At 60.8% G+C, this 20,724-nt stretch carries 23 protein-coding genes, 1 tRNA gene and 1 pseudogene; 13 read left to right on the top strand and 12 right to left on the bottom strand.

The window, feature by feature from the left end; genetic code table 11:
- Positions 1-150: 150 nt before the first annotated feature.
- The 4 genes from VJX68_RS12315 (at position 151) to VJX68_RS12300 (ending at position 3,982) form a co-directional block, all read left to right on the top strand.
- Positions 151-576: a hypothetical protein gene (locus tag VJX68_RS12315; protein WP_324095995.1), complete on the top strand. Its 426-nt coding sequence runs from the start codon at positions 151-153 to the stop codon at positions 574-576.
- Between the two features lie 5 nt (positions 577-581).
- On the top strand, positions 582-1,295 hold the full coding sequence (locus VJX68_RS12310) for a hypothetical protein (protein ID WP_324095994.1): 714 nt from the start codon (positions 582-584) through the stop codon (positions 1,293-1,295).
- Between the two features lie 521 nt (positions 1,296-1,816).
- Positions 1,817-3,316 carry a glycerol kinase GlpK gene (glpK, locus tag VJX68_RS12305; RefSeq protein WP_324095993.1) on the top strand — a complete coding sequence of 500 codons (1,500 nt, stop codon included), beginning with the start codon at positions 1,817-1,819 and terminating at the stop codon, positions 3,314-3,316.
- Positions 3,317-3,337: 21 nt separating this feature from the next.
- Positions 3,338-3,982 carry a GNAT family N-acetyltransferase gene (locus tag VJX68_RS12300; RefSeq protein ID WP_324095992.1) on the top strand — a complete coding sequence of 215 codons (645 nt, stop codon included), beginning with the start codon at positions 3,338-3,340 and terminating at the stop codon, positions 3,980-3,982.
- Positions 3,983-4,318: 336 nt separating this feature from the next.
- Here VJX68_RS12300 and VJX68_RS12295 read toward each other — a convergent pair whose 3' ends face one another.
- Both VJX68_RS12295 and VJX68_RS12290 read right to left on the bottom strand, forming a co-directional pair.
- Positions 4,319-4,597 carry a hypothetical protein gene (locus VJX68_RS12295; protein WP_324095991.1) on the bottom strand — a complete coding sequence of 93 codons (279 nt, stop codon included), beginning with the start codon at positions 4,595-4,597 and terminating at the stop codon, positions 4,319-4,321.
- A gap of 68 nt (positions 4,598-4,665) precedes the next feature.
- Positions 4,666-5,241, bottom strand: a complete 576-nt coding sequence (locus VJX68_RS12290; RefSeq protein WP_324095990.1) for a hypothetical protein — start codon at positions 5,239-5,241, stop codon at positions 4,666-4,668.
- Between the two features lie 300 nt (positions 5,242-5,541).
- On the opposite strand from VJX68_RS12290, the gene VJX68_RS12285 reads away from it, so the two are divergent.
- From VJX68_RS12285 to VJX68_RS12275, 3 genes are all read left to right on the top strand, one after another.
- Positions 5,542-5,868 (top strand): hypothetical protein, encoded by a 327-nt coding sequence (locus VJX68_RS12285; protein ID WP_324095989.1) that lies wholly within the window; start codon positions 5,542-5,544, stop codon positions 5,866-5,868.
- 63 nt (positions 5,869-5,931) lie between these two features.
- A complete protein-coding gene (gene grrM / locus VJX68_RS12280) occupies positions 5,932-7,095 on the top strand; it encodes a cyclophane-forming radical SAM/SPASM peptide maturase GrrM/OscB (RefSeq protein WP_324095988.1) in 1,164 nt (387 codons plus the stop codon).
- A gap of 10 nt (positions 7,096-7,105) precedes the next feature.
- The gene (locus VJX68_RS12275) at positions 7,106-7,666 is read left to right on the top strand and encodes a hypothetical protein (RefSeq protein WP_324095987.1); all 561 of its coding nucleotides are present in this window, start codon (positions 7,106-7,108) and stop codon (positions 7,664-7,666) included.
- A 7-nt stretch (positions 7,667-7,673) separates the two neighbouring features.
- Here the strand turns inward: VJX68_RS12275 and VJX68_RS12270 are convergent, their stop codons facing one another.
- Positions 7,674-7,979, bottom strand: coding sequence for a hypothetical protein (locus VJX68_RS12270; protein ID WP_324095986.1), 306 nt, complete (start codon positions 7,977-7,979; stop codon positions 7,674-7,676).
- Positions 7,980-8,130: 151 nt separating this feature from the next.
- On the opposite strand from VJX68_RS12270, the pseudogene VJX68_RS19130 reads away from it, so the two are divergent.
- The 3 genes and pseudogenes from VJX68_RS19130 to lptB all read left to right on the top strand — a co-directional run.
- Positions 8,131-8,271, top strand: a pseudogene (locus tag VJX68_RS19130) (DUF7577 domain-containing protein); the annotation flags it as partial.
- Positions 8,272-8,316: 45 nt separating this feature from the next.
- Positions 8,317-11,469, top strand: a complete 3,153-nt coding sequence (locus VJX68_RS12265) for an ATP-binding protein (RefSeq protein WP_324095985.1) — start codon at positions 8,317-8,319, stop codon at positions 11,467-11,469.
- Between the two features lie 49 nt (positions 11,470-11,518).
- A complete protein-coding gene (gene lptB, locus VJX68_RS12260; protein WP_324095984.1) occupies positions 11,519-12,307 on the top strand; it encodes an LPS export ABC transporter ATP-binding protein in 789 nt (262 codons plus the stop codon).
- A 27-nt stretch (positions 12,308-12,334) separates the two neighbouring features.
- Here lptB and VJX68_RS12255 read toward each other — a convergent pair whose 3' ends face one another.
- The gene (locus tag VJX68_RS12255; RefSeq protein ID WP_324095983.1) at positions 12,335-13,126 is read right to left on the bottom strand and encodes a hypothetical protein; all 792 of its coding nucleotides are present in this window, start codon (positions 13,124-13,126) and stop codon (positions 12,335-12,337) included.
- A gap of 179 nt (positions 13,127-13,305) precedes the next feature.
- On the opposite strand from VJX68_RS12255, the gene VJX68_RS12250 reads away from it, so the two are divergent.
- Positions 13,306-13,812, top strand: a complete 507-nt coding sequence (locus VJX68_RS12250) for a hemerythrin domain-containing protein (RefSeq protein WP_324095982.1) — start codon at positions 13,306-13,308, stop codon at positions 13,810-13,812.
- 103 nt (positions 13,813-13,915) lie between these two features.
- On the opposite strand, the gene VJX68_RS12245 is transcribed toward VJX68_RS12250, so the two are convergent.
- The 3 genes from VJX68_RS12245 to VJX68_RS12235 all read right to left on the bottom strand — a co-directional run bounded on the left by VJX68_RS12245 (position 13,916) and on the right by VJX68_RS12235 (position 15,832).
- Entirely contained in the window at positions 13,916-14,719 is an 804-nt protein-coding gene (locus VJX68_RS12245) for an alpha/beta fold hydrolase (RefSeq protein ID WP_324095981.1), read from the bottom strand.
- Positions 14,720-14,750: 31 nt separating this feature from the next.
- Positions 14,751-15,065 carry a hypothetical protein gene (locus VJX68_RS12240; RefSeq protein ID WP_324095980.1) on the bottom strand — a complete coding sequence of 105 codons (315 nt, stop codon included), beginning with the start codon at positions 15,063-15,065 and terminating at the stop codon, positions 14,751-14,753.
- Between the two features lie 116 nt (positions 15,066-15,181).
- Positions 15,182-15,832, bottom strand: coding sequence for a hypothetical protein (locus tag VJX68_RS12235; protein ID WP_324095979.1), 651 nt, complete (start codon positions 15,830-15,832; stop codon positions 15,182-15,184).
- A gap of 286 nt (positions 15,833-16,118) precedes the next feature.
- Here VJX68_RS12235 and VJX68_RS12230 point away from each other — a divergent pair, with 286 nt between their 5' ends.
- Positions 16,119-16,571 (top strand): DoxX family protein, encoded by a 453-nt coding sequence (locus tag VJX68_RS12230; RefSeq protein WP_324095978.1) that lies wholly within the window; start codon positions 16,119-16,121, stop codon positions 16,569-16,571.
- Position 16,572: 1 nt separating this feature from the next.
- Here VJX68_RS12230 and VJX68_RS12225 read toward each other — a convergent pair.
- Positions 16,573-16,644 (bottom strand) — tRNA-Arg (locus tag VJX68_RS12225).
- Positions 16,645-16,678: 34 nt separating this feature from the next.
- Here VJX68_RS12225 and VJX68_RS12220 point away from each other — a divergent pair.
- The gene (locus tag VJX68_RS12220; RefSeq protein WP_324095977.1) at positions 16,679-17,437 is read left to right on the top strand and encodes a class I SAM-dependent methyltransferase; all 759 of its coding nucleotides are present in this window, start codon (positions 16,679-16,681) and stop codon (positions 17,435-17,437) included.
- A 103-nt stretch (positions 17,438-17,540) separates the two neighbouring features.
- On the opposite strand, the gene VJX68_RS12215 is transcribed toward VJX68_RS12220, so the two are convergent.
- From VJX68_RS12215 to VJX68_RS12200, 4 genes are all read right to left on the bottom strand, one after another.
- The gene (locus VJX68_RS12215) at positions 17,541-18,407 is read right to left on the bottom strand and encodes a GNAT family N-acetyltransferase (protein WP_324095976.1); all 867 of its coding nucleotides are present in this window, start codon (positions 18,405-18,407) and stop codon (positions 17,541-17,543) included.
- Between the two features lies 1 nt (position 18,408).
- Entirely contained in the window at positions 18,409-19,242 is an 834-nt protein-coding gene (locus VJX68_RS12210; RefSeq protein WP_324095975.1) for an inositol monophosphatase family protein, read from the bottom strand.
- A gap of 231 nt (positions 19,243-19,473) precedes the next feature.
- Complete coding sequence (locus tag VJX68_RS12205) at positions 19,474-19,794, bottom strand: acyl-CoA dehydrogenase family protein (protein ID WP_324095974.1); 321 nt, start codon at positions 19,792-19,794, stop codon at positions 19,474-19,476.
- Entirely contained in the window at positions 19,727-20,650 is a 924-nt protein-coding gene (locus tag VJX68_RS12200; RefSeq protein ID WP_324095973.1) for an acyl-CoA dehydrogenase family protein, read from the bottom strand. Before VJX68_RS12200 ends, VJX68_RS12205 begins: the two co-directional genes overlap by 68 nt.
- Between the last annotated feature and the right edge of the window lie 74 nt (positions 20,651-20,724).

The following is a 20,724-nucleotide window of genomic DNA, read 5'->3' as shown; positions in this document are numbered from 1 at the left end:
TGAATCATCAGCCCACACCACTCTTCCACACCGTGCCGCGACTGAAGTAGGTCGCGGGTAGAACCTGCAATCCCAGTCCCGCGTCCCTAACGAGATATGAAACTTGAGTAATCAAACCCTTTCCTCAACACCCTGCTAGGTAGCGTCTCAATGCTGCGACCAGACGGCAGCCAGGCTCCCGGGTCACCGTTCAATCCCACCGGTAGCATCTGGGGCGCCTGGGCGGTGTCGATCGATGGCAACGACCACGTCTGGGTTTCCAACTTTGCGCCCGGCGGCGGCGTCAGTGAGTTGTGCGGTGCACGTACTGAGACCTGTCCACCCGGAATGAAGACTGGCGATGCGATTTCTCCGCCCGGAGGGTACAAGGGCGGTGGTATGCAGATGCTGGTCGATGCTTCCATCGATCCGGCAGGCAACGTTTGGGTGTCGAACAACTGGCAGGATCCTTCTTCTTGCTACGGCCAACCGGATGAGAGCGTTTCAACCTGTTGTGGAGGCCAGGGAATGACTGTCTTCTACGGCATGGCCAAACCGGTCCGCTCGCCGCAGATCGGCCCCGCGCGAGGCTTCTAGCACAGGTGGGAGGCGCAACTTTGAGACACCTGTGCGTAAGAGCGATTGCCCTGCTGGGAATCCTATGCTTCCTGGTCGTCGGTCCTGCCGCCGCGCAGACGGACGAAAACAAATCGCTCGACGAGGTCAACAAGGAACTCTCTAACCCGATTTCAAGCATCTGGGCGCTTCAGCTTCAGGAAAACACTTACTGGCTCAACAAGCCCGATCGCAACGTCGTCAACCTGCAATTCCAGCCCGTACTTCCGCTGGCTTTAACCGACGATTGGAACCTAATCACCCGGCCAGTCTTCCAGGTCATGAACTCCACTCCCTACGTCAATGAGACCGGCCATTTACATCGCGTCACCGGCTTCGGCGACACGATCCTCGCTATGATGCTCTCGCCCAGCCCGAAGGTTGCCGGTCCATGGCTGCTCGCCGCAGGCCCTAGCTTCATTTTTCCAACGGCGACTAACTCTCGTCTAGGTCAGAACAAATGGCAGCTAGGACCCGCCGGCGTCTTCGGCTACCTGGGTGATAAGTGGCTTGCAGGAGTATTTCCCCAGCAATGGTTCTCGGTCGGCGGTAACGGCTCAAACACCGTAAGCCAGATGAACATCCAATACTTCTTCGTCTACTTGCCCGGCCACGGGTGGGGTATCGGTACGTCGCCGAACATGCTCGTGAACTGTACGCAAACAAGAGCGGCAACATGGTTACGTTTCCTATCAGTCTGAATATCAGCAAAGTGATTAAGATTGGCCCCTTGCCAGTGAAGCTGGCGGTCCAGCCCCAATACATGCCACTCCATCCCGACGTTTTCGGCCAGAAATGGAACCTCCAGTTCGCAATCACCCCAGTCATCCCCAAACTGGTAAAGGGAAACATCCTCGAAGGTTGGTAAGTCGTCACGATATTCGTGCTTTGTTCTCCTGAACAAAAGTACCGTTTCACGTGAAACATTTTCGCTTTAAACCGCAATAACTGAGCGGCGTTTTCCTTGGATCAGGCGAAACCCGATGCGGAATGTGTGCCGCAATTGCGAGAAATCGTTCGCGCATCGAGCGAAGCACCCGGTTCCTTCGCTGCGCTCAGAAGAGACAAAATTCTCTTATCACTGGGTGGAGGGGTCACCCCTGCCCAGGGAAGCGTGAAACCCACGGCGGGTTTCACATTAGATCAAGTGAGTTTCGGATCCGTCCCTTCGACTTCGGGACGACGCAAAAACGTGCGACACTGGCGCGGGAGAAATTCCGCGATGCCTCAGGTCATACTTGCCATCGACCAGGGAACTACCGGCACGACGGTATTTGTCGTCGATGCGCGCGGGCGGATTCGCGGCCGCGCTTACGCGGAGATTCGGCAGTTCTATCCGAAGCCCGGATGGGTCGAGCATGACCCCGAAGAAATCTACCGCTCGGTCGTGACCCTCTCGAAAAAAGCGATCGCCGCCGCGAAGGTGCCGACCTCCGCGGTCGGCGGCATCGGCATCACCAATCAACGCGAGACGTTCGTGGTATGGGAACGGCGCAGTGGCCGCCCCGTCTATCGCGCGATCGTGTGGCAATGCCGCCGCAGCGCGGCGATCTGCGACGCCCTGCGCGAGCGCGAGCCTGAGGTCGCGCAGCGTACGGGCCTGCTCGTCGATCCGTACTTCTCGGGCACCAAGCTCAAGTGGCTGCTCGACGCGAAGCCCGAATTGCGCGAGCGCGGTGCGCGCGGCGAGCTGTGCTTCGGCACCATCGACACCTGGCTCGTATACAAGTTGTCGCGCGGTGCGGAGTTCGTGACCGACTACACCAACGCCTCGCGCACGATGCTGTTCAACCTCGCGCGCCGCGAATGGGACGACGAGATGCTCGCGATGCTCGGGATTCCGCGCGAGATGCTGCCGCGGGCCGCGAGCTCGCGCGGCCCGCTGGCAGAGACGGCGCCCGGCACGATCGCGCCGCACGCGATTCCGATCGCGGCGGTGATCGGCGATCAGCAATCTGCGCTGTACGGGCAGGGCGCGGTCGCGGCGGGCGACTCGAAGGCGACTTACGGCACGGGCGCGTTCCTGCTGATGAACACCGGCGACAAGATGGTGCCGTCGAAAAATCGGTTGCTCACGACGGCGGCGCTCGGTCCTGCCGGTGAGCCCGTTTATGCGCTCGAGGGCTCCGTGTTTATCGCGGGCGCGGCCGTGCAATGGCTTCGCGACGGCCTCAAGCTGGTGTGCACGGCCGCGGACACCTACGCCGAGGCGCGCGCCAGTCTCGCGAGGAATAAGGATCGCACGCATCCTTACGTAGTGCCTGCGTTCGTCGGGCTCGGTGCGCCGCATTGGGACGCAAACGCGCGCGGCGCGATCATGGGAATCACCCCCGGCACCACTCGCGCCGATATCGTCCGCGCCACGCTTGACAGTATCGCCTACCAGGTGCGCGACGTAATTGTTGCGATGGAATCCGACACCGGCAATCCGATGAGCGAGTTGCGCGCCGACGGCGGCGCCACCGCGAACCGCTACCTGATGCAGTTCCAGGCCGATATCCTTGGCAAGCTGGTCCGGCGCGCGAAGATAGCTGAGACCACCGCGATGGGTGCCGCGATGCTGGCAGGCCTGGCCATAGGAGTCTGGAAGTCACCGGATGAAATGCACGCGCTCGTCAAAGGAGCCGACGTCTTCAAGCCGAAAATGCAAACCGCCGAGCGTGAGCGACTGCTTGCCGGATGGCACGACGCGGTCTCGCGCACGCTCACGAAGCGATCGTAGAGAATCGAGGTATCACCACAAATGCCGGAGAATGGAAAACCGTACGTCACCGCCCTGTACCCTGAGCAGCACGACCAGGCCGCCGACTCGCTCGGCCGCGCGTTCATCAACGATCCAACCTTCAAGTCGATAGTTCCGGATATCACCGATCCGGCGGAGCGCGCCAAGCGCCTTCCGGACTTGTTCCGCGCGATGCTGGCGATAGAGCGTCGCAACGGGCAGCCAGTGTTCGGCGTGATCGACGACAATGGACGCGTGGTTGCCGCTGCTATGACCGAAGGGGTCGGGCATCCCGGCACGCTTGGTTTGCTTGCAACCGGGCTCGGACAGATGCCGCGGCTGATTGGGGCGATAGGGTGGGGCGGCCTTTACCGCGCGCTGACTCTCTTCAGCATACTGGCAGACAACCATCCCAAGGAGCCGCATCTGTACTTGCAAGTGCTCGGCTGCGATCCGCCTTTTCAGGGCAAAGGATATGGCAAGGCGCTGCTCGACAGGCTTGCGCTCGAGGCCAAGGCGCGGCCCGAGATAGCCGGCGTGTACCTCGAGACGGCGACCGAGGCAAACGTCGCGTTCTACAGTTCGAAGGGCTACAAGATCTTGGGCGAGCTGTATCCGCTGGGCGTCAGGACATGGCGGATGTACCAGCGCAAGCGGCAGGGGTGACCCCTGCACCCAGTATTAGGAGACGGCGGCGAGCGGGTGGAAGGATCTCGGGCAGTGGCGCTTGTTTTTTTGTCATCCTGGCGAAACGAGCAACGCGAGTGGAAGGAAGGATCTCGGACAGTGGCGCGTAAGCGCCGCCGGTTCCGGTTTTGAGGTCGCGAAGCGGTCCTGTGCCGATGCTGTCGCGCAAGCTTCCGGCCCTCTCATTGGATGCAGCATCTCAGAAACCGGTACTGGCTTCGCTGGCGCGAAGCTGTCCGAGATCCCTTTGACTAAGCTCAGGGCAGGCTCTTCCGGCCGCTCGCGTTGCTCGCTCCGGTCAGGATGGCAAATTGGTTACCGCGCCGCGTCGCGCGGATGGATGGTGGTGATGCGCAGTCCTTTGGAGGTCCAGCCGACGTCGAAGCCGACGATGTCGCCTTCGCGAATCAGATCGATCCCCGGCATCGTGCCGCCGATTCGCGCGCCGGCGACCGCCACGAACGGAAACTCGAATGGGATCTCCTTGCCGCTATGCGAGCGCACTACGCCACAGCCGCGCGCGCGGTCAAGCTTGAGAATCATCCCCTGGTAGAAATTTCCCGGAAAACGCTCGCCGTCGTATTCGTCAGCCACCACCTATCGAGTAGCATCCCGGAGCGCCGCGGAAAAGCTCCACTCTTCAAATCCGCGCGAAGAAACCTTCAGGAACCCAGCTTGTAGTCGATCACCTTGGTGACCGATTCGACCAGCAGCTTTCCGTTGACCGACTTCTTGACCTCTTCCCTGACGAGGCCGCCCGGGACGTCGTCCGACAGCCAGTCTTTCGAGGTGGACAGCTCCCGGCCGGTCTTGACCGAGGTCTCGACCCAATGAGTTTTGATCTTGTTGCCGAGTACGGTCACGTCCTCGTCGCCCTCGGTTTCCTTGACGACCGGCTGTTGCGACGGCTTTTCCAGCAGTGACTCGTCTGCGTGGCTGATTTCACCGTTGGCGAAGAGGGTCACCTTGTCGGCGGGCATCTCGGTTTCGCTGCCTTCTCCGAGATCAATCCTGGTCTCCTCGAGTGTGGCTTTGTCCTTGTCGAGGTCGACCAGCTTGGTGTTGATACGCATGACGGCGCCGCCCGGCGGATGAGCCATGGCTTCCACGACGCCGATATTGTTCTCCTGATGTTCGAGTATCTTCCGCTCAAGGGTAACGTACGTGCCCGGTTTGAAGTGAGACCATTGCTGGTATTCCGGATTGGGCGGCGGTGGATGCGAATCGTCGGCAGCCATGAGGAAGAGACTTGCGCCGAAAAGAGTAGAGCCCAGGATTGCCGCGGATAGCGTCGGGCGGAATCTCATGGCGAGACCTCCTGAGTGACTTGGGTAGTCGTCGAAGAACTGGATACTAGGACTGCGCGAGATCCTACTGAAAGAAAATCCTCGATGTCAACCGTAACCCGCGGAAGTCGGAGAGCATAATCTACTTCAGGTTGACATTGGACTTGAGTAATCGTTAGATCGAAATACTTACTGGGATTTCGACGACAGCTTATACAACCGGGAATGAGTTATCCGGGAGGAGAGAAACCGGTGGAATCCGACAAACCAGCCATCCGGAACAGGCTTAAGGAACGGCTTCGAACGATCGTCACTACAGGCGCCAGTACTGTTGTGCTCGCGACGACTATACTTAGTGCGCTCCCCGCTGACGCCAACGTCGCGGACAACAATCCCGCAGGAACTCTCCAGCAGCGCGTCGAGAAAGTGCGCCCCCAGGCTCAAGATGCGAACGCCAACATGCAGCAGCAGGGTGATTCGAAAATCCAGCTCGCATGGTGGCGCAATTGGCGCAACGGCGGATGGCGCGGATGGGGCTGGCCGAACTGGCACAACTGGCGCAACTGGCGCAATTGGTAATCTGTAAGCTGCGACTCGAGCGGCGATTCCAGGTGCGTCGCGCGGTATCGAGCAATACTCAAAATGGCTGCGGGCAATGGATGGCGAATAGCCGGACCGCTCGAGCTTCTCGTCCTGCAGCCGACTCCATTCTGCAACCTCGATTGTACATACTGCTATCTTCCCGATCGCGACTCCAAGCATAGGATGTCCGACGCGACGCTGAATCGCGTCTTCCAATTCGTCTTCTCAAGTGGAATCGTTGAGCAGGGGTTCACCGTGGTGTGGCACGCGGGCGAGCCGATGGTCCTGCCGGTCGGTTACTACGAACGTGCGATTGAAATTGTGGCCGCGCATAATCCGGCAGGCTTACAGGTTGGCCATTCGTTCCAGACCAATGGCGTACTGATCGATGACGCGTGGTGCGATTTTTTCAAACGGCATCACGTCAACGTCGGCGTCAGCGTTGACGGGCCGGCTTTTCTTCACGATCGCAATAGAAAAACGCACAACGGGGCCGGGACTCAGCGTCGAGTCATGGAAGGTATCCGAAGACTGCAGAGCAACGAGGTGCCGTTCCACGTGATCTCAGTGCTCACCGGCGAATCACTCGATTACGCCGACGAGCTATACGATTTCTACCTCGAGAACGAGATCCGGGAGGTCGCGTTCAATATCGAGGAGATCGAAGGACCGCACGCAGCGTCCACGCTCGGCGGCGCCGAAGTCGAGAGGCGATTCCGGCGTTTCATCGGGCGATTTTTCGACCTCGTCGCGCGCGACGAATTGGCCATCAGCGTGCGCGAGTTCGACTCAATGGTTCCGCTCATCCTTGGCAGCGACCGCGACGACGTTCCACTGACCCAGGAGAATGCGCCGTGCGCGATATTGAGTGTGGACTGCGAAGGTAACTTCACTACCTACTCGCCGGAACTGCTCGGCCTTAAAAGTAGTCATTACGGCGATTTCGCCATAGGCAATGTGACTAACGATACTCTCTCGTCCGCGATGAATGGCGAAAAATTCCAGCGTATGAGTAATGATATCGCGCGCGGACTGAGTAAGTGCCGCAACACATGTGAATACTATAGTTTGTGCGGAGGCGGCGCGCCGGTGAATAAGTATTTCGAGAATGGCTCGTTCGACTCGACCGAGACCATGTTCTGCCGCTTGAATCGCAAGGTAATAGTCGATGTGATTGTCGCGAAGCTGCAACATCCGATTGGCGTCGCGACCGACGGCGCCTGACGCAGACGCAGTGAAAATTCGTCACGCGCCGCGGTACCAGAGTCGGCTGACGCTGGCCGAACGTGTGCAGGTCTTCGACTCTGCCGAATGGCGGCCCGCCAGCGCGGACGAGGTGGCGGCGATGTGCGCCGACGACGGCGACGTGTCGGTAGTCGCGATACCCCGGCATTTGTTGAAGCGATGGTGGAGTCTGGCTGAATCGGACCGTATAACTACTGGGTTTGAAGGCTATGCTCGCGAGATCGCCGAGTATTTCGAGTACAAGAACTGGATCTTGCCGGCCACTCCATTGATGGAGGTGGTGGGTTCTGACGGTCGGCGCGATCGAGCGTTGGTACCGAGTCACCCGATGCGCTTCGCCAACGGAGTTGGGACGCTGTTCGCGTGTATTAACCTCGGCGACGAGAACGCCGCGATTGCTCTCGACGCGGGGTCGGCGCGGATTCGCGTCGTCCTCGAGCCCGGCGAAGGCGTGATGCTACCGGCGAGCAGCGTCCTCTGGAATCGAGCAGCTGTTGGCAGCTCGGGCGTTGCCGTTACGCTGCTGATCGGAGAGCTTTTGCCTCAATAGTCAGTAGCTACGGCATCGACAGGCAGATTTGCAATTCGTTGATAGCGTTGTCGATGTATCCAATCGCGTTGGCCTTATGCCCGTGATAGTCATTAGCGGCTTTTGCCTGTAGCACGTACCGCGCGTGCTGCAGTGCGCTCATTGCTTGAGAGATTTCAGGATGGCCGGCGGGCGGAGGTCCACCGTAATACCCAGGGCCTCCCTCTACCGGACCGTAAGGACTGGTGCTGTAGGCGGGAGTCTGTGAGCAGGCGGCACAGGCGAGCAGGACTCCGAAGATGAAACCGCTCGCGAAATATATTCCTTTGACCATTGAAGCACTCCTTTCAGGGGAATGACGATCTACATGTTTCGGACCCCGTCAGCCATCGCGCCGCAATCTACCACAGCCGGCGTTGCGGCGCATCGCGAATACCGGAGGAGCGTTCCATATCTCGCTCAAAGCCGATAAGTTCTTAAGCCAAATGCACTGTCCGCAATGCTCAGCCGAAAACCCCGAGGGAGCGAAATTCTGCAGCGAATGCGCTTCACCGATGGTGGCAAAGTGTCCGCGATGCGGCGCAAGCAACAAGCCCGGAGCCAAGTTTTGTAACGAATGCGCGGCGCCTCTTACGGCCGCCGGCCCGAAATCAATTGCTCAGCCTGAATCGATGCCATCGGTTCGCGTATTGCTGGAGGAAGCGGCGGCGACCGTCGCCGAGGGCGAGCGCAAGATCGTCACCGCGCTGTTTGCGGATATCAAGGGCTCGACCGAGCTGGAGCAGGACCTCGACCCCGAAGAAGCGCGCGCGATCGTTGACCCTGCACTGAAGCTGATGATCGACGCGGTACGTCGTTACGACGGCTACGTCGTGCAAAGCACCGGCGATGGGATTTTCGCGCTGTTCGGCGCGCCCGTTGCGCACGAGGACCATCCGCAGCGCACGCTCTACGCTGCCATCCGGATGCAGGAAGAGTTGCGCCGATACTCGACGAAGCTCGTCGCCGACGGCGGCAATCCGCTCCAATGTCGAGTCGGCGTCAACACCGGTGAAGTTGTCGTGCGATCGATCTCGACCGGTGGCGGGCATGTCGAGTACACGCCAATCGGGCATACCACGAACCTTGCCTCACGAATGCAGGCAGTGGCGCCGGTAGGCTCGATCGCAGTCGCAGAACCCACGCGCAAGTTATGCGAGGGCTATTTCGCGCTGAAGCCGGTGGGTCCGACCAGGGTCAAGGGAGTCAGCGAAGCGGTCAACGTTTACGAAGTGACCGGCCTCGGTCCTCTGCGCACGCGCCTTCAGCGCTCGGCGGGCCGCGGGCTGTCGAAGTTCGTCGGCCGCGAGCGTGAGATGGAGGCGCTCAAACGCTCGTCGGAGCAGGCGCGCGCGGGCCGCGGGCAGATCGTCGCCGCGATGGCCGAAGCGGGCACCGGCAAGTCGCGGCTGTTCTTCGAGTTCAAGGCCAAGAACCAGTCGGGCTGGATGGTGTTGGAGACGTTCTCGGTCTCGCACGGCAAGGCCTCCGCGTATTTCCCGGTAATAGACCTGCTGCACGGCTATTTCCGCATCGCCTCGGATGACGACGCGCGCGCACGGCGCGAAAAGGTCGCCGGCAAGATCGCTATCCTCGATCGATCACTGGAGGACGCGCTGCCGTACTTGTTCGGCTTGCTGGGCATCGTCGAGGGAGACGATCCGATTGCGCAGATGGACGGGCAGGTGAAGAAGCGGCGCACGCTCGAAGCGATCAAGCGGATATTATCGCGCGAATCGATGAACCAGCCGCTGATGGTCATTTTCGAGGACTTGCACTGGATCGATGACGAGACCCAGGCGTTTCTGAACCTGCTCGCCGACTCGATCGGCACCGGGAAAATCCTGCTGCTGGTGAATTACCGGCCCGAGTACTCGCATCAGTGGAACAGCAGGACTTACTACACGCAGTTACGGCTCGACCCGCTCGGCAAGGAATCGGCCGACGAGATGCTCTCCGCGCTGCTCGGCGATGGCGCGCAACTGGCAGCGCTGAAGAAACTCATCATCGAAAAAACGGAAGGCAATCCCTTCTTCATGGAAGAGACCGTGCAAGTCTTGCTCGACGAGGGCGCGCTGGTCCGCGACGGTAACGCGGCGCGGCTGACCAGGCCGCTGGGCGAACTCAAGATCCCGCCGACTGTCCAGGGCATTCTCGCGTCGCGCATCGACCGGTTGCCCGCGGAGTCCAAGGACCTGCTGCAAGCACTCGCCGTAATCGGGCGCGAATTTCCGCTGTCGCTGATTCGCGCGGTGGTCCCGAAATCCGATGACGAACTCAACCGCCTGCTCAACGACCTGCAGTTGGGTGAGTTCATCTATGAGCAGCCGGCGGTGGGCGACGTCGAGTACACCTTCAAACACGGCCTGACGCAGGAGGTCGCATTCGGATCGGTGCTGACCGAGCGGCGCAAGGAGCTGCATCGACGCACCGCAGCGGCGATCGAATCTCTCTACGCCGATCGGCTGGAAGACCGCTATTCTGAGTTGGCTCATCACTATGGCCGTGCGGGCGACGCCGCCAAGGCGGCGCACTACCTTTATCTTGCGGGCGTACAGGCGCTTGCGCGTTCGGCCTTCAACGAAGCGTTCGCACATCTGACCGCCGGACTGGAATTTCTCAAGACTCTGCCCCAGAGTCCGGCCCGCGACGCACAGGAGTTGCAGTTGCAGTTGGAACTGGGCACGGCCTCTACGACCGTGTATGGTCCGGCTTCCGACCAACCCGAAGCGGCCTTTTCGCGAGCCTATGAGCTTTGCCGTCGCAGCGGCGAGAGTCTAGACCTCCTGCGAGCATTGAACGGGATTAGAAATGTGCACAACACCAGGGGAGCGGTGCACAAAGCGTGGGAAGTGGCTCAAGAGAACCTGGAGATAGCTCGCAGAATCAACGATCCAACCCAGCTTGCGCTCGCGCTCAGCGCCCTGGCCATGTCTCTGAGTACTCTCGCCGAACTGGCTCAAGCACGTGAGATGAGCGAAGAAGCGCTCGCGCAGTTGGGATCTCTCCCGGATCTTTCGAACCTGCAATCTCGCCGGGTAGCGCTGCTTTCTGTGCTCGGTCGCACGCTTTGGCTGCTTGGCTTCCCGGACCAGGCGCTTAAGCAGATACGAGAAGCTGAAGTCATTGGTCATCGCAGCTCCAATCCGATTGCGAAGGGGTTCGCTTTTCGGCCAGAGGAAGTTCATATCTGGTGCAACGATCTAACGTCCGTTCGGCAGAACGCGCAGACCCTGCTGGAGGCTCCCTGGCTGGCGGAAATAGCCTCCATCTTCCCGGCTCGAGCAGACCTCGCTCGCGGCTGGTTGCTGGCCAAGGAAGGCCAGCCCCACGGGATAGCGATGATCCGCGACGGGATGGCGGGGATAGCTTCGACCCGCTTCGGCCTGGCCCGATCGCTGTTCGGATCGATGCTGGCGGAAGCATGCGCATCCGTCGGCCAAATCGATGAAGCCCTGAGCGTGCTGGATGAGACACTTCCGTTCGCGCAGACCGAGGAGCGATACTACGAAGCCGAGCTGAATCGCCTCCGCGGAGAATTGCTCCTGAAGCAGGACGCCTCGAATGCCGCGCAAGCCGAGCAATCCTTCCGCACCGCCATCGACATTGCGAGCCGACAGAAAGCGAAGTCGTGGGAACTGCGCGCCACGACGAGCCTGGCGCGATTGCTCGCCAAGCAGGGCAAGCGCGATGAAGCGCGCGCGATGCTCGCGGAGATCTACAACTGGTTCACCGAGGGCTTTCGACACCGCCGACCTGAAAGTTGCGAAGGCCTTGCTCGATGAGTTGAGGGGATAGCGGTTAATTCATGAGTCGCGCGGACCGCATTTGAGAATGGCGAGAGTCGAAAGCATTAAATCCGGTGAAATCACCGAGGCGGCCGGCAAGGCCGAACGGCTGGCGCTTCGCGGCGAAGGCCTGACCAAAGTTTACGGCGGCCGCGCGGTAGTCGATAACGTCAACGTAGTCGTCAAGCCGGGCGAGGTCGTTGGCTTCCTGGGACCCAACGGCGCGGGCAAGACCACCACCTTCTACATGCTGGTGGGACTGCTCAAGCCCGACCAGGGGCGAGTCACGTTCAGCGGCGAGGACATAACGACGCTGCCGCTCTACCAGCGCGCGCGCCGAGGAATTTCCTACCTGCCGCAGGAGCCGAGTGTCTTCCGCAAGCTGACCGTCGAACAAAATCTGCTGGCGGTGCTCGAAACGCTGCCGCTGACCGAGGAGGAGCGTTACGCGCGCTTGCAAACGCTGCTCGACGAACTGGGTATCTCGAAACTGGCGAAGTCCAAGGCGGGAGTGCTGTCCGGCGGCGAGCGCCGGCGCGTGGAAATCACGCGGGCGCTGGTGCTCGATCCGGTGTATCTGTGCCTCGACGAGCCGTTCGCCGGAATCGATCCCATCACCGTCGTCGAGATTCAGCGCGTGGTATCGTATCTCAAGGAGCGCGGCATCGGCGTGCTCATGTCGGATCACAACGTACACGCCACGCTTTCGATTATCGATCGCGCGTACATCATTCACTCGGGCAAGATTTTGTTCGAGGGCAAGCCGCGCGACATCGTCGCCAGCGACGCGGTACGGCAGGTCTTCCTGGGCGAGCGGTTCAAGCTGGCGCGATAGCGGAAGCGTTCGGAACGTGCGGCAGAATCAGTAAGGAACCCCAGACGCACTGAATCCGGAATTGGGCATCGGCGGCGGATAAGTCGGATAGCCGTAAGCGCCATAGCCGGGCGCGTAGCCGGAACCGAATCCACCGTAGCCTCCGCTGCCGATAGTCATGCCTCCGCCGAGCAGCATCGGCAGTAGGGTACCAAGCATGCTCGGCGGGGCGCTGTTGTATTGCTGATATTGCTGCTGTCCATACGCCTGGTAGGCCTGCGCGCCGGACGGTTCGTTGTTCTGATAATCCTGGATCGAGCCGGACGAGGCGTATGGATCGAAGCCGCCGGACGGCATCGCATTGGCGGACGGGACCCCGTTGACCGTCGAGCCCGAGTTGCCTTGGCCGCCAGCCAGATCGGCCCTGATCTTGATCCGGTTGTCCACCACCAGCGACGGGTCCTTCAGATAGTGGCGAGCCTTCTGCTCGGCGTCAGTCTTGCCGAAGTCGCTCGCAACAAAACCGAACAGTATAACCTGCTCGCCACCGCTCGGACTCGTCACGACTTGCGCGCCAACCAGCGGCAGCGAGTGATGCTTCAGATAATCTGTGAGGCCCTGGCTCTGGGGCGAATCAATCGTTCCGCCTGCCACGGTGCCGGCGGCAGAGGGCGGCGGCAAACTCGAAGTGGAACCGAAACTGCTCGAAGTCCCGAGCGGCGCCGCGTTCGTCGCGCCGGTAGTTCCGTACGGGTTCTGCACGGGCGTCATGCAGGCGGATAATCCCGTCAGAGCCACTGCCAGCCCCAAGGCAATAAGGGCATTTGCGATGCGACTCATAAATTCGACTATAGTCCGATGCGTCTCACCTAACAATTCGACGAATCCCGGACATTTTCGCTTCATTTCACGAGGAGCGCTTCGCGTTGCGAGAATGCGTTACTCATTGTGCGAGAGGGGCTGGCATCGAATCTACGCTTTTCGATGGCACGGTCGATGCACTATTGATTGCGATGCCAATGAATAAGCCAAATCAGGCTCGAACCGAAAACTGCGTAGCTGCCGAGCGGATCGAAGCGGCGCTCAAGCGCTTGAGGCTCGAGGATTCGAAACTGGGCGAACGCCTGCTCAATGCGGCGGTGGCCGGGGCGGTGGCCGCGCGCCAGCCGGCGGATACGATCCTGCGGGCGGAAGCGGCCGAGGCCTGGAACTCGATCAGGATGGTGATCGCGCATCATCTTAACAGCGAAGAGGACGTCGTCCTCCCGTGGATGAAGTCGCGGAAAGATTTCCCGCCGGATCTGATCTTGCGCACCTGCGAACAGCATCTGCGTCTGCGCAACCTTGGTCGAACAGTCGACGCCGTATCGTTTATCACGGGGTCGAACGAAGAGGTCACGAAAGCGGGAACCGCGCTGACGGCGTTCGCGGTTTGCCTTGACGATCTGATCGACGGCGAAGAGCGCGATTTGTTTCCGATGATTCAGCGGAGCTTGTTCGGGGAATCGAGCCGCGCGGGCGCGTGAAGTGGCTGTTCTATTCTCTCGGAATCCAGGCAAGTTCGGTCGCGCACCCGCCGCTCGAAGATGAGCGTCGGCCTCTCCCGACAAACGGGCGACGCAGGAAGGACTAACTCGCGTAGCCGATCTCTATCAGGAAATCGCGCACCAGTTGGTTGAACACCGCGGCGTTCTCGAAATAGATCGAGTGGCCGCTGCCGGGGACCGTTCGCAGGCGCGAATTGGGCAGCGCTGCAGCAAGCGCTTTGACGATGTCGGGCGTGATCAGCGTATCCTCTTCGCCGACCATGCACAGTATTGGCATCGTCAGGCGTTGCTTAACCGCCGCGAGATCGTGGCGCAGGCCGACGAGCCGCGCGCCCGCGTCGGCCGGAGGCCGCGCGCCGTGAATCCGGATTTCGTCGTACAGAAAAGCCATCTCGGGATGCTTGGCGAAATAATCCGCGGCATAGGTCGGCAACGATCCGATCGGCGGCGTCGCATCGACGGGTAGGGGCGCCCGCGGCGGCGCGAACTTCATCTCGGGTGTGAAGATTCCGCCCGGCGTGTCCGCCATCACCATCGCGGCAATGCGTTCGGGATGGTCGAGCGCATAGCCAACGATTGTCCATCCGCCCATCGATTGCCCGACGAGCACGGCCTTGTCGATCCGCAGATGGTCAAGCAGGGCGCCGAGATCGCTCGAGTGCGCGCGATTGAAGAGGCCGTCGGGATCGGGTGAGAGACCGAAGCCGCGCTGGTCAACCGTGACGCACTCGAACGACCGCATGAAGTAGGGGACCTGCTGCCACCACGACAGATGGTTGCCGCCGAGGCCGTGCAGGAAAACGAGCGGCGCGCCGGCGCCAGCGCGCTCGTAGTAGAGCGAGAACTCGCCGATCTCCAGTCTGCAAGGCGTGATTCGATATTCCATCGCAATTCTCCGCGCGCGTGTTGGTGCAGTTCTACGACTGGCCCTTTGATTTGTCGATGCGCCGGCCTGAGAGCAGTTGCGCGACGTTCTCGCCGACTTCGCGGCGGGCGGCAAAGTTCGGCGCGGCGGGAGCGTCCGCCGCAGCCAGCGGTCCGGGCTGATCGACAATCAGCGGATGCAATCGAGCCCGCGCTTCGACCCCGGCTCTTAGGCGCGGATGGTTTCCGAGATAACCGGTTTGATGGAGCAGGCCGATCAAGCCGGCGGCAGCGGCGATCGCAGTCGCGATACCATTGAAAACGCTCGGCTTCAGCTGCCGCAGCCCGGCCTTGTTAACGTCCCCCATCGAACGCGCCCTTACCTCGAAGATAGGTACGACGGGCAAATCCTAAGGTAACGCGCACGACCGCATCACGCGCGCGGTCGCGGCTGGTGCGAAATCGCGAATCGGGGGCGGAAAGTCTAGTTGTAACGCCGGCTGGATCTGATCCTGATCCGGCGGGAATCGCGGTTTCTGAGATACACGATAACCGCTACACCGACGATGAACAGAGTCTCCCACGTCAACAGAACGTTGAAGCGGTCGAGACTGCTGTACCATGCGGCTGAAGTGGTCGGCTGGTTGACAGGCGACCCTATGCTGGTGACGAAGTTTTCGCGCCAGCGCGATATCACGATGACGCCATTCCAGATCAAGCCCACCACCAGGACCACGACCCAGAAAAGAATTCCGAACTGCTCGGACCGGCGGGTACGAACGATACCGTCGAGCGAACCTGGCTCGGGAATGACCGCGGAAGCCGCGCGTGACGGCATACGGCGGAAATCCGGGATAGGATCCTCTTCGTCCTGCTCCTCGGGCACGGCCGGCTGGGGGAAGATGGTCGCATGATCGATATCGGGACTGGTGGCCTCTCGAATCTGGCGCAGGATGAAAAGCATATCCTGCTTGCAGGTCAGGGTGCCCAGCAGCGCGCATTTCGACAGCGCCTCAAGCTCCTGGGGGGTTACCCTCAGGCGCGCGATAAGTTCGCGGTCATTGCGGATTTCATCGAGGATTGCGCGCTCTGTCCGCGGCGCCAGGATCAACTGGTCTTGTAGTTCGCCTTTCATAGACGTGGATTCTGACGCCGAACACGGCCTAAAGCAAGACTAAAGATGACATGAGATGTATAGAGTGTTATAACACCAATAAGAAACTCGTTAGAATCCAATAGATAAAGCCTACAGTACGATTTATTAGCCTACTGTATGTTTTGAAAGCGAACGAGTAACGAAACTCTACTTCGAGTTCAGAGCAGGGCGGTCGCGGTTCCTGGTAAAATTTCTGTCGACGGAGTCGATATAGGAAAATGAAAGTCGGACTTCGATGTGCATCTGAGTCGTCTGCGTAATATCCATGCAGAGCCTGAGATCACTTCCGGGACGTTCGTCGAATGGTCGCAGCATTGCATTCATTCGCATAGCCGTCGGGTTGATTTTCTTCACCCAGGGGATTCTGAAGTACATCGATCCGCAGCTGGGTGTGCTGCGGTTCACGCGCATCGGGTTCCCGATGCCGGCTTTTACAGCTCGCTTCGTCGGGGCGTTCGAGATGATCTGTGGATTTCTGGTTCTCGTCGGACTGGTCACCAGGCTCGCGAGCATACCGCTGTTGCTTGTGATCCTGACGGCGATCGCGACGACCAAAATCCCGGAGCTGTTCCATCTCAACCAGGGCTTCTGGTTCATGGTGAGTGACGCGCGGACGGACTTTGCGATGACGTTGAGCTTGCTTTTCCTGATCAGCGTCGGCGGCGGGTCATGGTCCCTCGACGCCCTGATCTGGAAAGAAGATCCGCCCCCGAACTGAATGCCCCGGCCGGGAATCGAACCCGGACCTGAGGTTCCGGAGACCTCTGTGATGTCCTTTTCACTACCGGGGCGAAAGGCGCGGCAAGAGACAGAACTATACCAGCAATGCGCGGCGGACAAGGCGGGCAGCGGTTGATCGGCGCGGCGAGCGGGCGACAACATAACTGCGGGGGGACCGACGCAGGCATCGATTCAGCACGAATCCTGCGCGAGCAATACAAGGACGGCTCGAACCTGTCGGCGCGCATCCGGCCGCATCAGCGCTTCAGCACCAATCGCTACGGATTCTTCCTCTGGATGTTCGATCGGATTCAGATTCCCGAAAACGCGCGGGTGCTCGAGCTTGGTTGCGGCACTGGCGCATTGTGGCGCGGCTCGGTTAAGGTTCCGCGCGGCTGGCGCGCGATTCTAACCGACATGTCAGACGGAATGCTGCGCGAGGCGCGCAGCAGCCTCGCGCTATTTGACCGCTCGTTCACTTATTCGCAGGCCGACACGCAGGCGATCCCGTTTCGCGACGAATCGTTCGATGCGGTGATCGCGAATGACATGCTCTATCACGTGCCCGACATTTCGCTGGCGCTCGGCGAGGTTCGGCGCGTGCTCAAGCCGTCGGGCTTCTGCTACGCGGCGACGATGGGACTCGCGAACATGAAAGAGATGAACGAACTTGCGGCGCGCTTCTTTTCGATTCCACGAATGACTGATTCCACCGCTCGCTTCGGCCTCGAGAGTGGCGAGGCTTACATGCGCAGCGCCTTCAGCGAGGTGAGGCTCGAGCGCTACCCCGACTCGCTGGTGAACCGAAGCCGCGCCGCTGATGGATTACATCTGCTCGATGCGCGTGCGAAGCCGAGTCACTGACAAACAGATCGCGGCCCTGCGCGCGCACGTCGAGAATGAAATCGCGCCGCACGGCGAAATTCAGATGACGAAGGACTCCGGTCCTTTTATCGCGCGACGCTAATCAGTACAAAATCGACGGAATGAACGGGAAGCGCGGCTCATTATAGAGGCCGACGGTCATCAGCGTCATCTGCTGCATCAGGCGCAGGCCCTTGCTGTAACACCATCGGAGCAGCTCGCCGTTGCGCGACGGTATCAGGGGGCCGCATCCGAGAAATTCTGGCGCCGCTGAAATCAGCGCTTTCAGTTCCTTGTTGGATTCGCCGACCCCGTGACCGGCGTATCCGATTGCGGTTGCGTAGCCGCTGATGCGGCCGAGATGCTCAACGATCGTCGCCGTTCCGCCCTGGATAGCATCGCGCAATTCGCCGCTGCGGTCGTGCCCGTGCACAACGGAACATAGCCGGTTGCATGCGTCGAGGTCGGCGTCGATTGCGGCGCGGACCTTGTAGCCGGGGACTGACTCTTTGATCGGCGCACCGATCATCACAGACAGCGGCTCGCGGATTTCAAAGCCAAGCTTCGCGTACAGGCTGAGCGAGCGATTGTGATAGGCGGTCTGCACGAGCCTGACGCCGGGCAATCGATTGGTAGCGACGCGATCGAGCATGTGTTGCATCATCGCGCGGCCGGCACCGCTGTTCTGCACTTCAGGATCGACGCTGATCGGGCCGATTCCCGCAATCGTCGAGCGCTCATCCATGAAGTTGCTGCCGGCGATGCGCCCGTTCACCTCGGCGACGATACCGTAGTGGCCGCGAGTGGAAATCATGTTGCGGACGACGCCGTCGGCAGCCTCCCGCGCCGGAAACTCGTGGGGAAAATTGTGCTCGTCGGCGATCGCGCAAAATGCGCGGTAACAAATGTCACCGAGGACGTCGATATCCTCGCGAGTCGCGCGTCGAATATGGGTGTTCGATGGAGGCATCTTATGCCGACGCCTTGGTCTCGCGGAGCATCTCGGCTTGGCGGCGGTCGGCCTCGGGCCGTGTCTGTGCGATTGCTTCGATCAGCTCGTCGTGGAGCCGGCCGTTGGTCGCGACGATGTTTGCGCCGGTGAGATCGAGCTCGGTACCGTCCATGTTTGTCACGCGTCCGCGTGCTTCTTCGACAATCAATGCGCCCGCCGCAACGTCCCAGGGACGGAGTCCGAACTCCCAGAATCCATCGGTGCGTCCGGCCGCGACGTAGGCGAGATCGAGCGCGGCCGAGCCGGTGCGGCGCACGCCCTGTGTCCGCGTCATCAGTTCTTCCCAAAAGGCCAGGTAGAAGCGCCGGCGCTCGCGGCGGTCGTATGCGAATCCGGTGCAGAGCAGGGCGGAGCACAGATTTGGCGTCGCGCTGACGCGAATCGGCTTGCCGTTGAGGCGCGCGCCCTGTCCGCGATGGGCCACGAAGCATTCTTTCTTGAGCGCGTCGAAGACCACGCCGAACTGCACGCGGCCGCGCCGTTCGTACGCGATCGACACGCAGAACTGCGGATAGCCGTGCGCGAAGTTGGTGGTGCCGTCGAGCGGGTCGATGATCCATCGATGGTCGCTCTGATGCGCGCTGGCGCCGCTTTCCTCGGCAAGGATCGCGTGGGTCGGAAATGCGCGATGGATCACTTCGATGATCGCGGCTTCCGATTCGCGATCGGCTTCGGTGACCAGATCGATCGAGTTCGACTTGCGATTGATGGTTATTCTGCTGAGGCGCTTGAGATGAATTCTGCCGGCGGCACGCGCGGCGCGGAGCGCAACCTGTTCGATTTCATTGATCACGGTAAAGGAAAGTATTACTCGCGGGGTGAGGCGTCCAGCGCGGCGCGCAGATCAATCGACAATGCGCCGACTGGCACCCGTCGCGGGCGTTTCAAATGCGGAGGCAGAATCCTGAATCGCGCATGGCGCTGTATCAGGACCCTCACCTTGATCCTCTCCCTAACAGGGAGAGGGAAGATACCCGTGACTAGTCAGGCAAAGATTTCCTGGCAGGGAGAGGAGGCAGAGAGGCTACCAGCGCGGGGTTTCGGCCAGGCCGATGCCGAGCGCGACTTTGCCGAGCAACTCGCGCGCGCGGGCGTTGGACAGCGGATGGTTTACGCCGGCGCGAACGTCGCGGTAGTGGCGCTCCATCGGGAATTTTTTCAACATCCCATGCGCGCCGACGACCTCCATGCAGTAATCGACGGCGCGGACGGCGTTATTGGTCGCGACATACTTGGGCATTACCACGCGCGCCAATCCCGACTCGCCCTTGAAGGAATCACGATCGTGAACGTAATCGCGCGCGACGCCGAGATACAGCGCACGCGACGCCGAGATACAGCGCACGCGACTGCGCGATCAGGGCTTCGGCCTCGGCGACGGCGAACTGGATGCCGGGGAGATATTTGATCGTGCGTGGCTGCGTGAGCGGTTTCAGGCGGCCGGCAGATTCCTTGGCGAACTTCAATGCGGCAATCGCGACGCCGGTGTAAGTCGCGGCGACGGAAATCCCGAACCATGCGAACAGCGAAATCGCCTGGTCGTTGACGGGCCCGATGGGCCGCGATTCCGCCATCGCGATCGCGGGCACGCGCACGTCCTTGATCACCAGGTCGTGGCTGGCCGTCGCCCGCATCCCCATAGCGTCCCAGGTTTCGATCAGCTCGAAGCCGGGAGTGCCGCGCGGCACGACGAAGGTGGCTGACGCGGGGGGATTCGAGCCTTCGATCGTCGCCATCACCATGAACAGATCGATCACGGGCGAGAGGCTGGTGAAGGTTTTGCGGCCGTTGAGAACGTAGGTCTCGCCGTCGCGGCGCGCTCGGGTCGCGAAGTAGCCCCAATCGCCGCCGGTCTCGGGCTCGCTGATGCCGCCGCCGAGGATTTGGTGGCCGCGCGCGACAGCGTCGAAGAACAATTGCTCCTGCGGGCGGCCGGTGGCGCGCTCGACCATGCTGCCGATGCCGAACAGGTGCATGTTGATTGCGATCGTGGTCGCGGCGCATCCCTGGCCGAGCTGCTCCTGGCATAGCGCAAAATCTTCGAGGTCGGCGCCGAGTCCGCCGTGTTTTTCGGGAATGACGAGCGCGGTGTATCCGGCGGCCTTCATCTTGTCGACGTTCTCGACCGGGAATGAATTGGCGCGATCGTGTTCTCCAGCGCGAGTGGCAAAATCTTCCGCGAGCTCCGCCGCAAGAGCCACAAGTTTATTTCGTCGATCAGACATCAGTTGGACTCCACATCAGGAAAATCGCACCGGCAAACAGTGCCATGAAA

The sequence above is a fragment of the Binatus sp. (SeqCode) genome (assembly GCF_035272065.1).
In the GTDB taxonomy this organism is placed as follows: Bacteria; Desulfobacterota; Binatia; order Binatales; family Binataceae; genus Binatus.
Note: the sequence above shows the minus strand (reverse complement) of the source record. Positions and strands in the feature narration are given on the sequence as shown.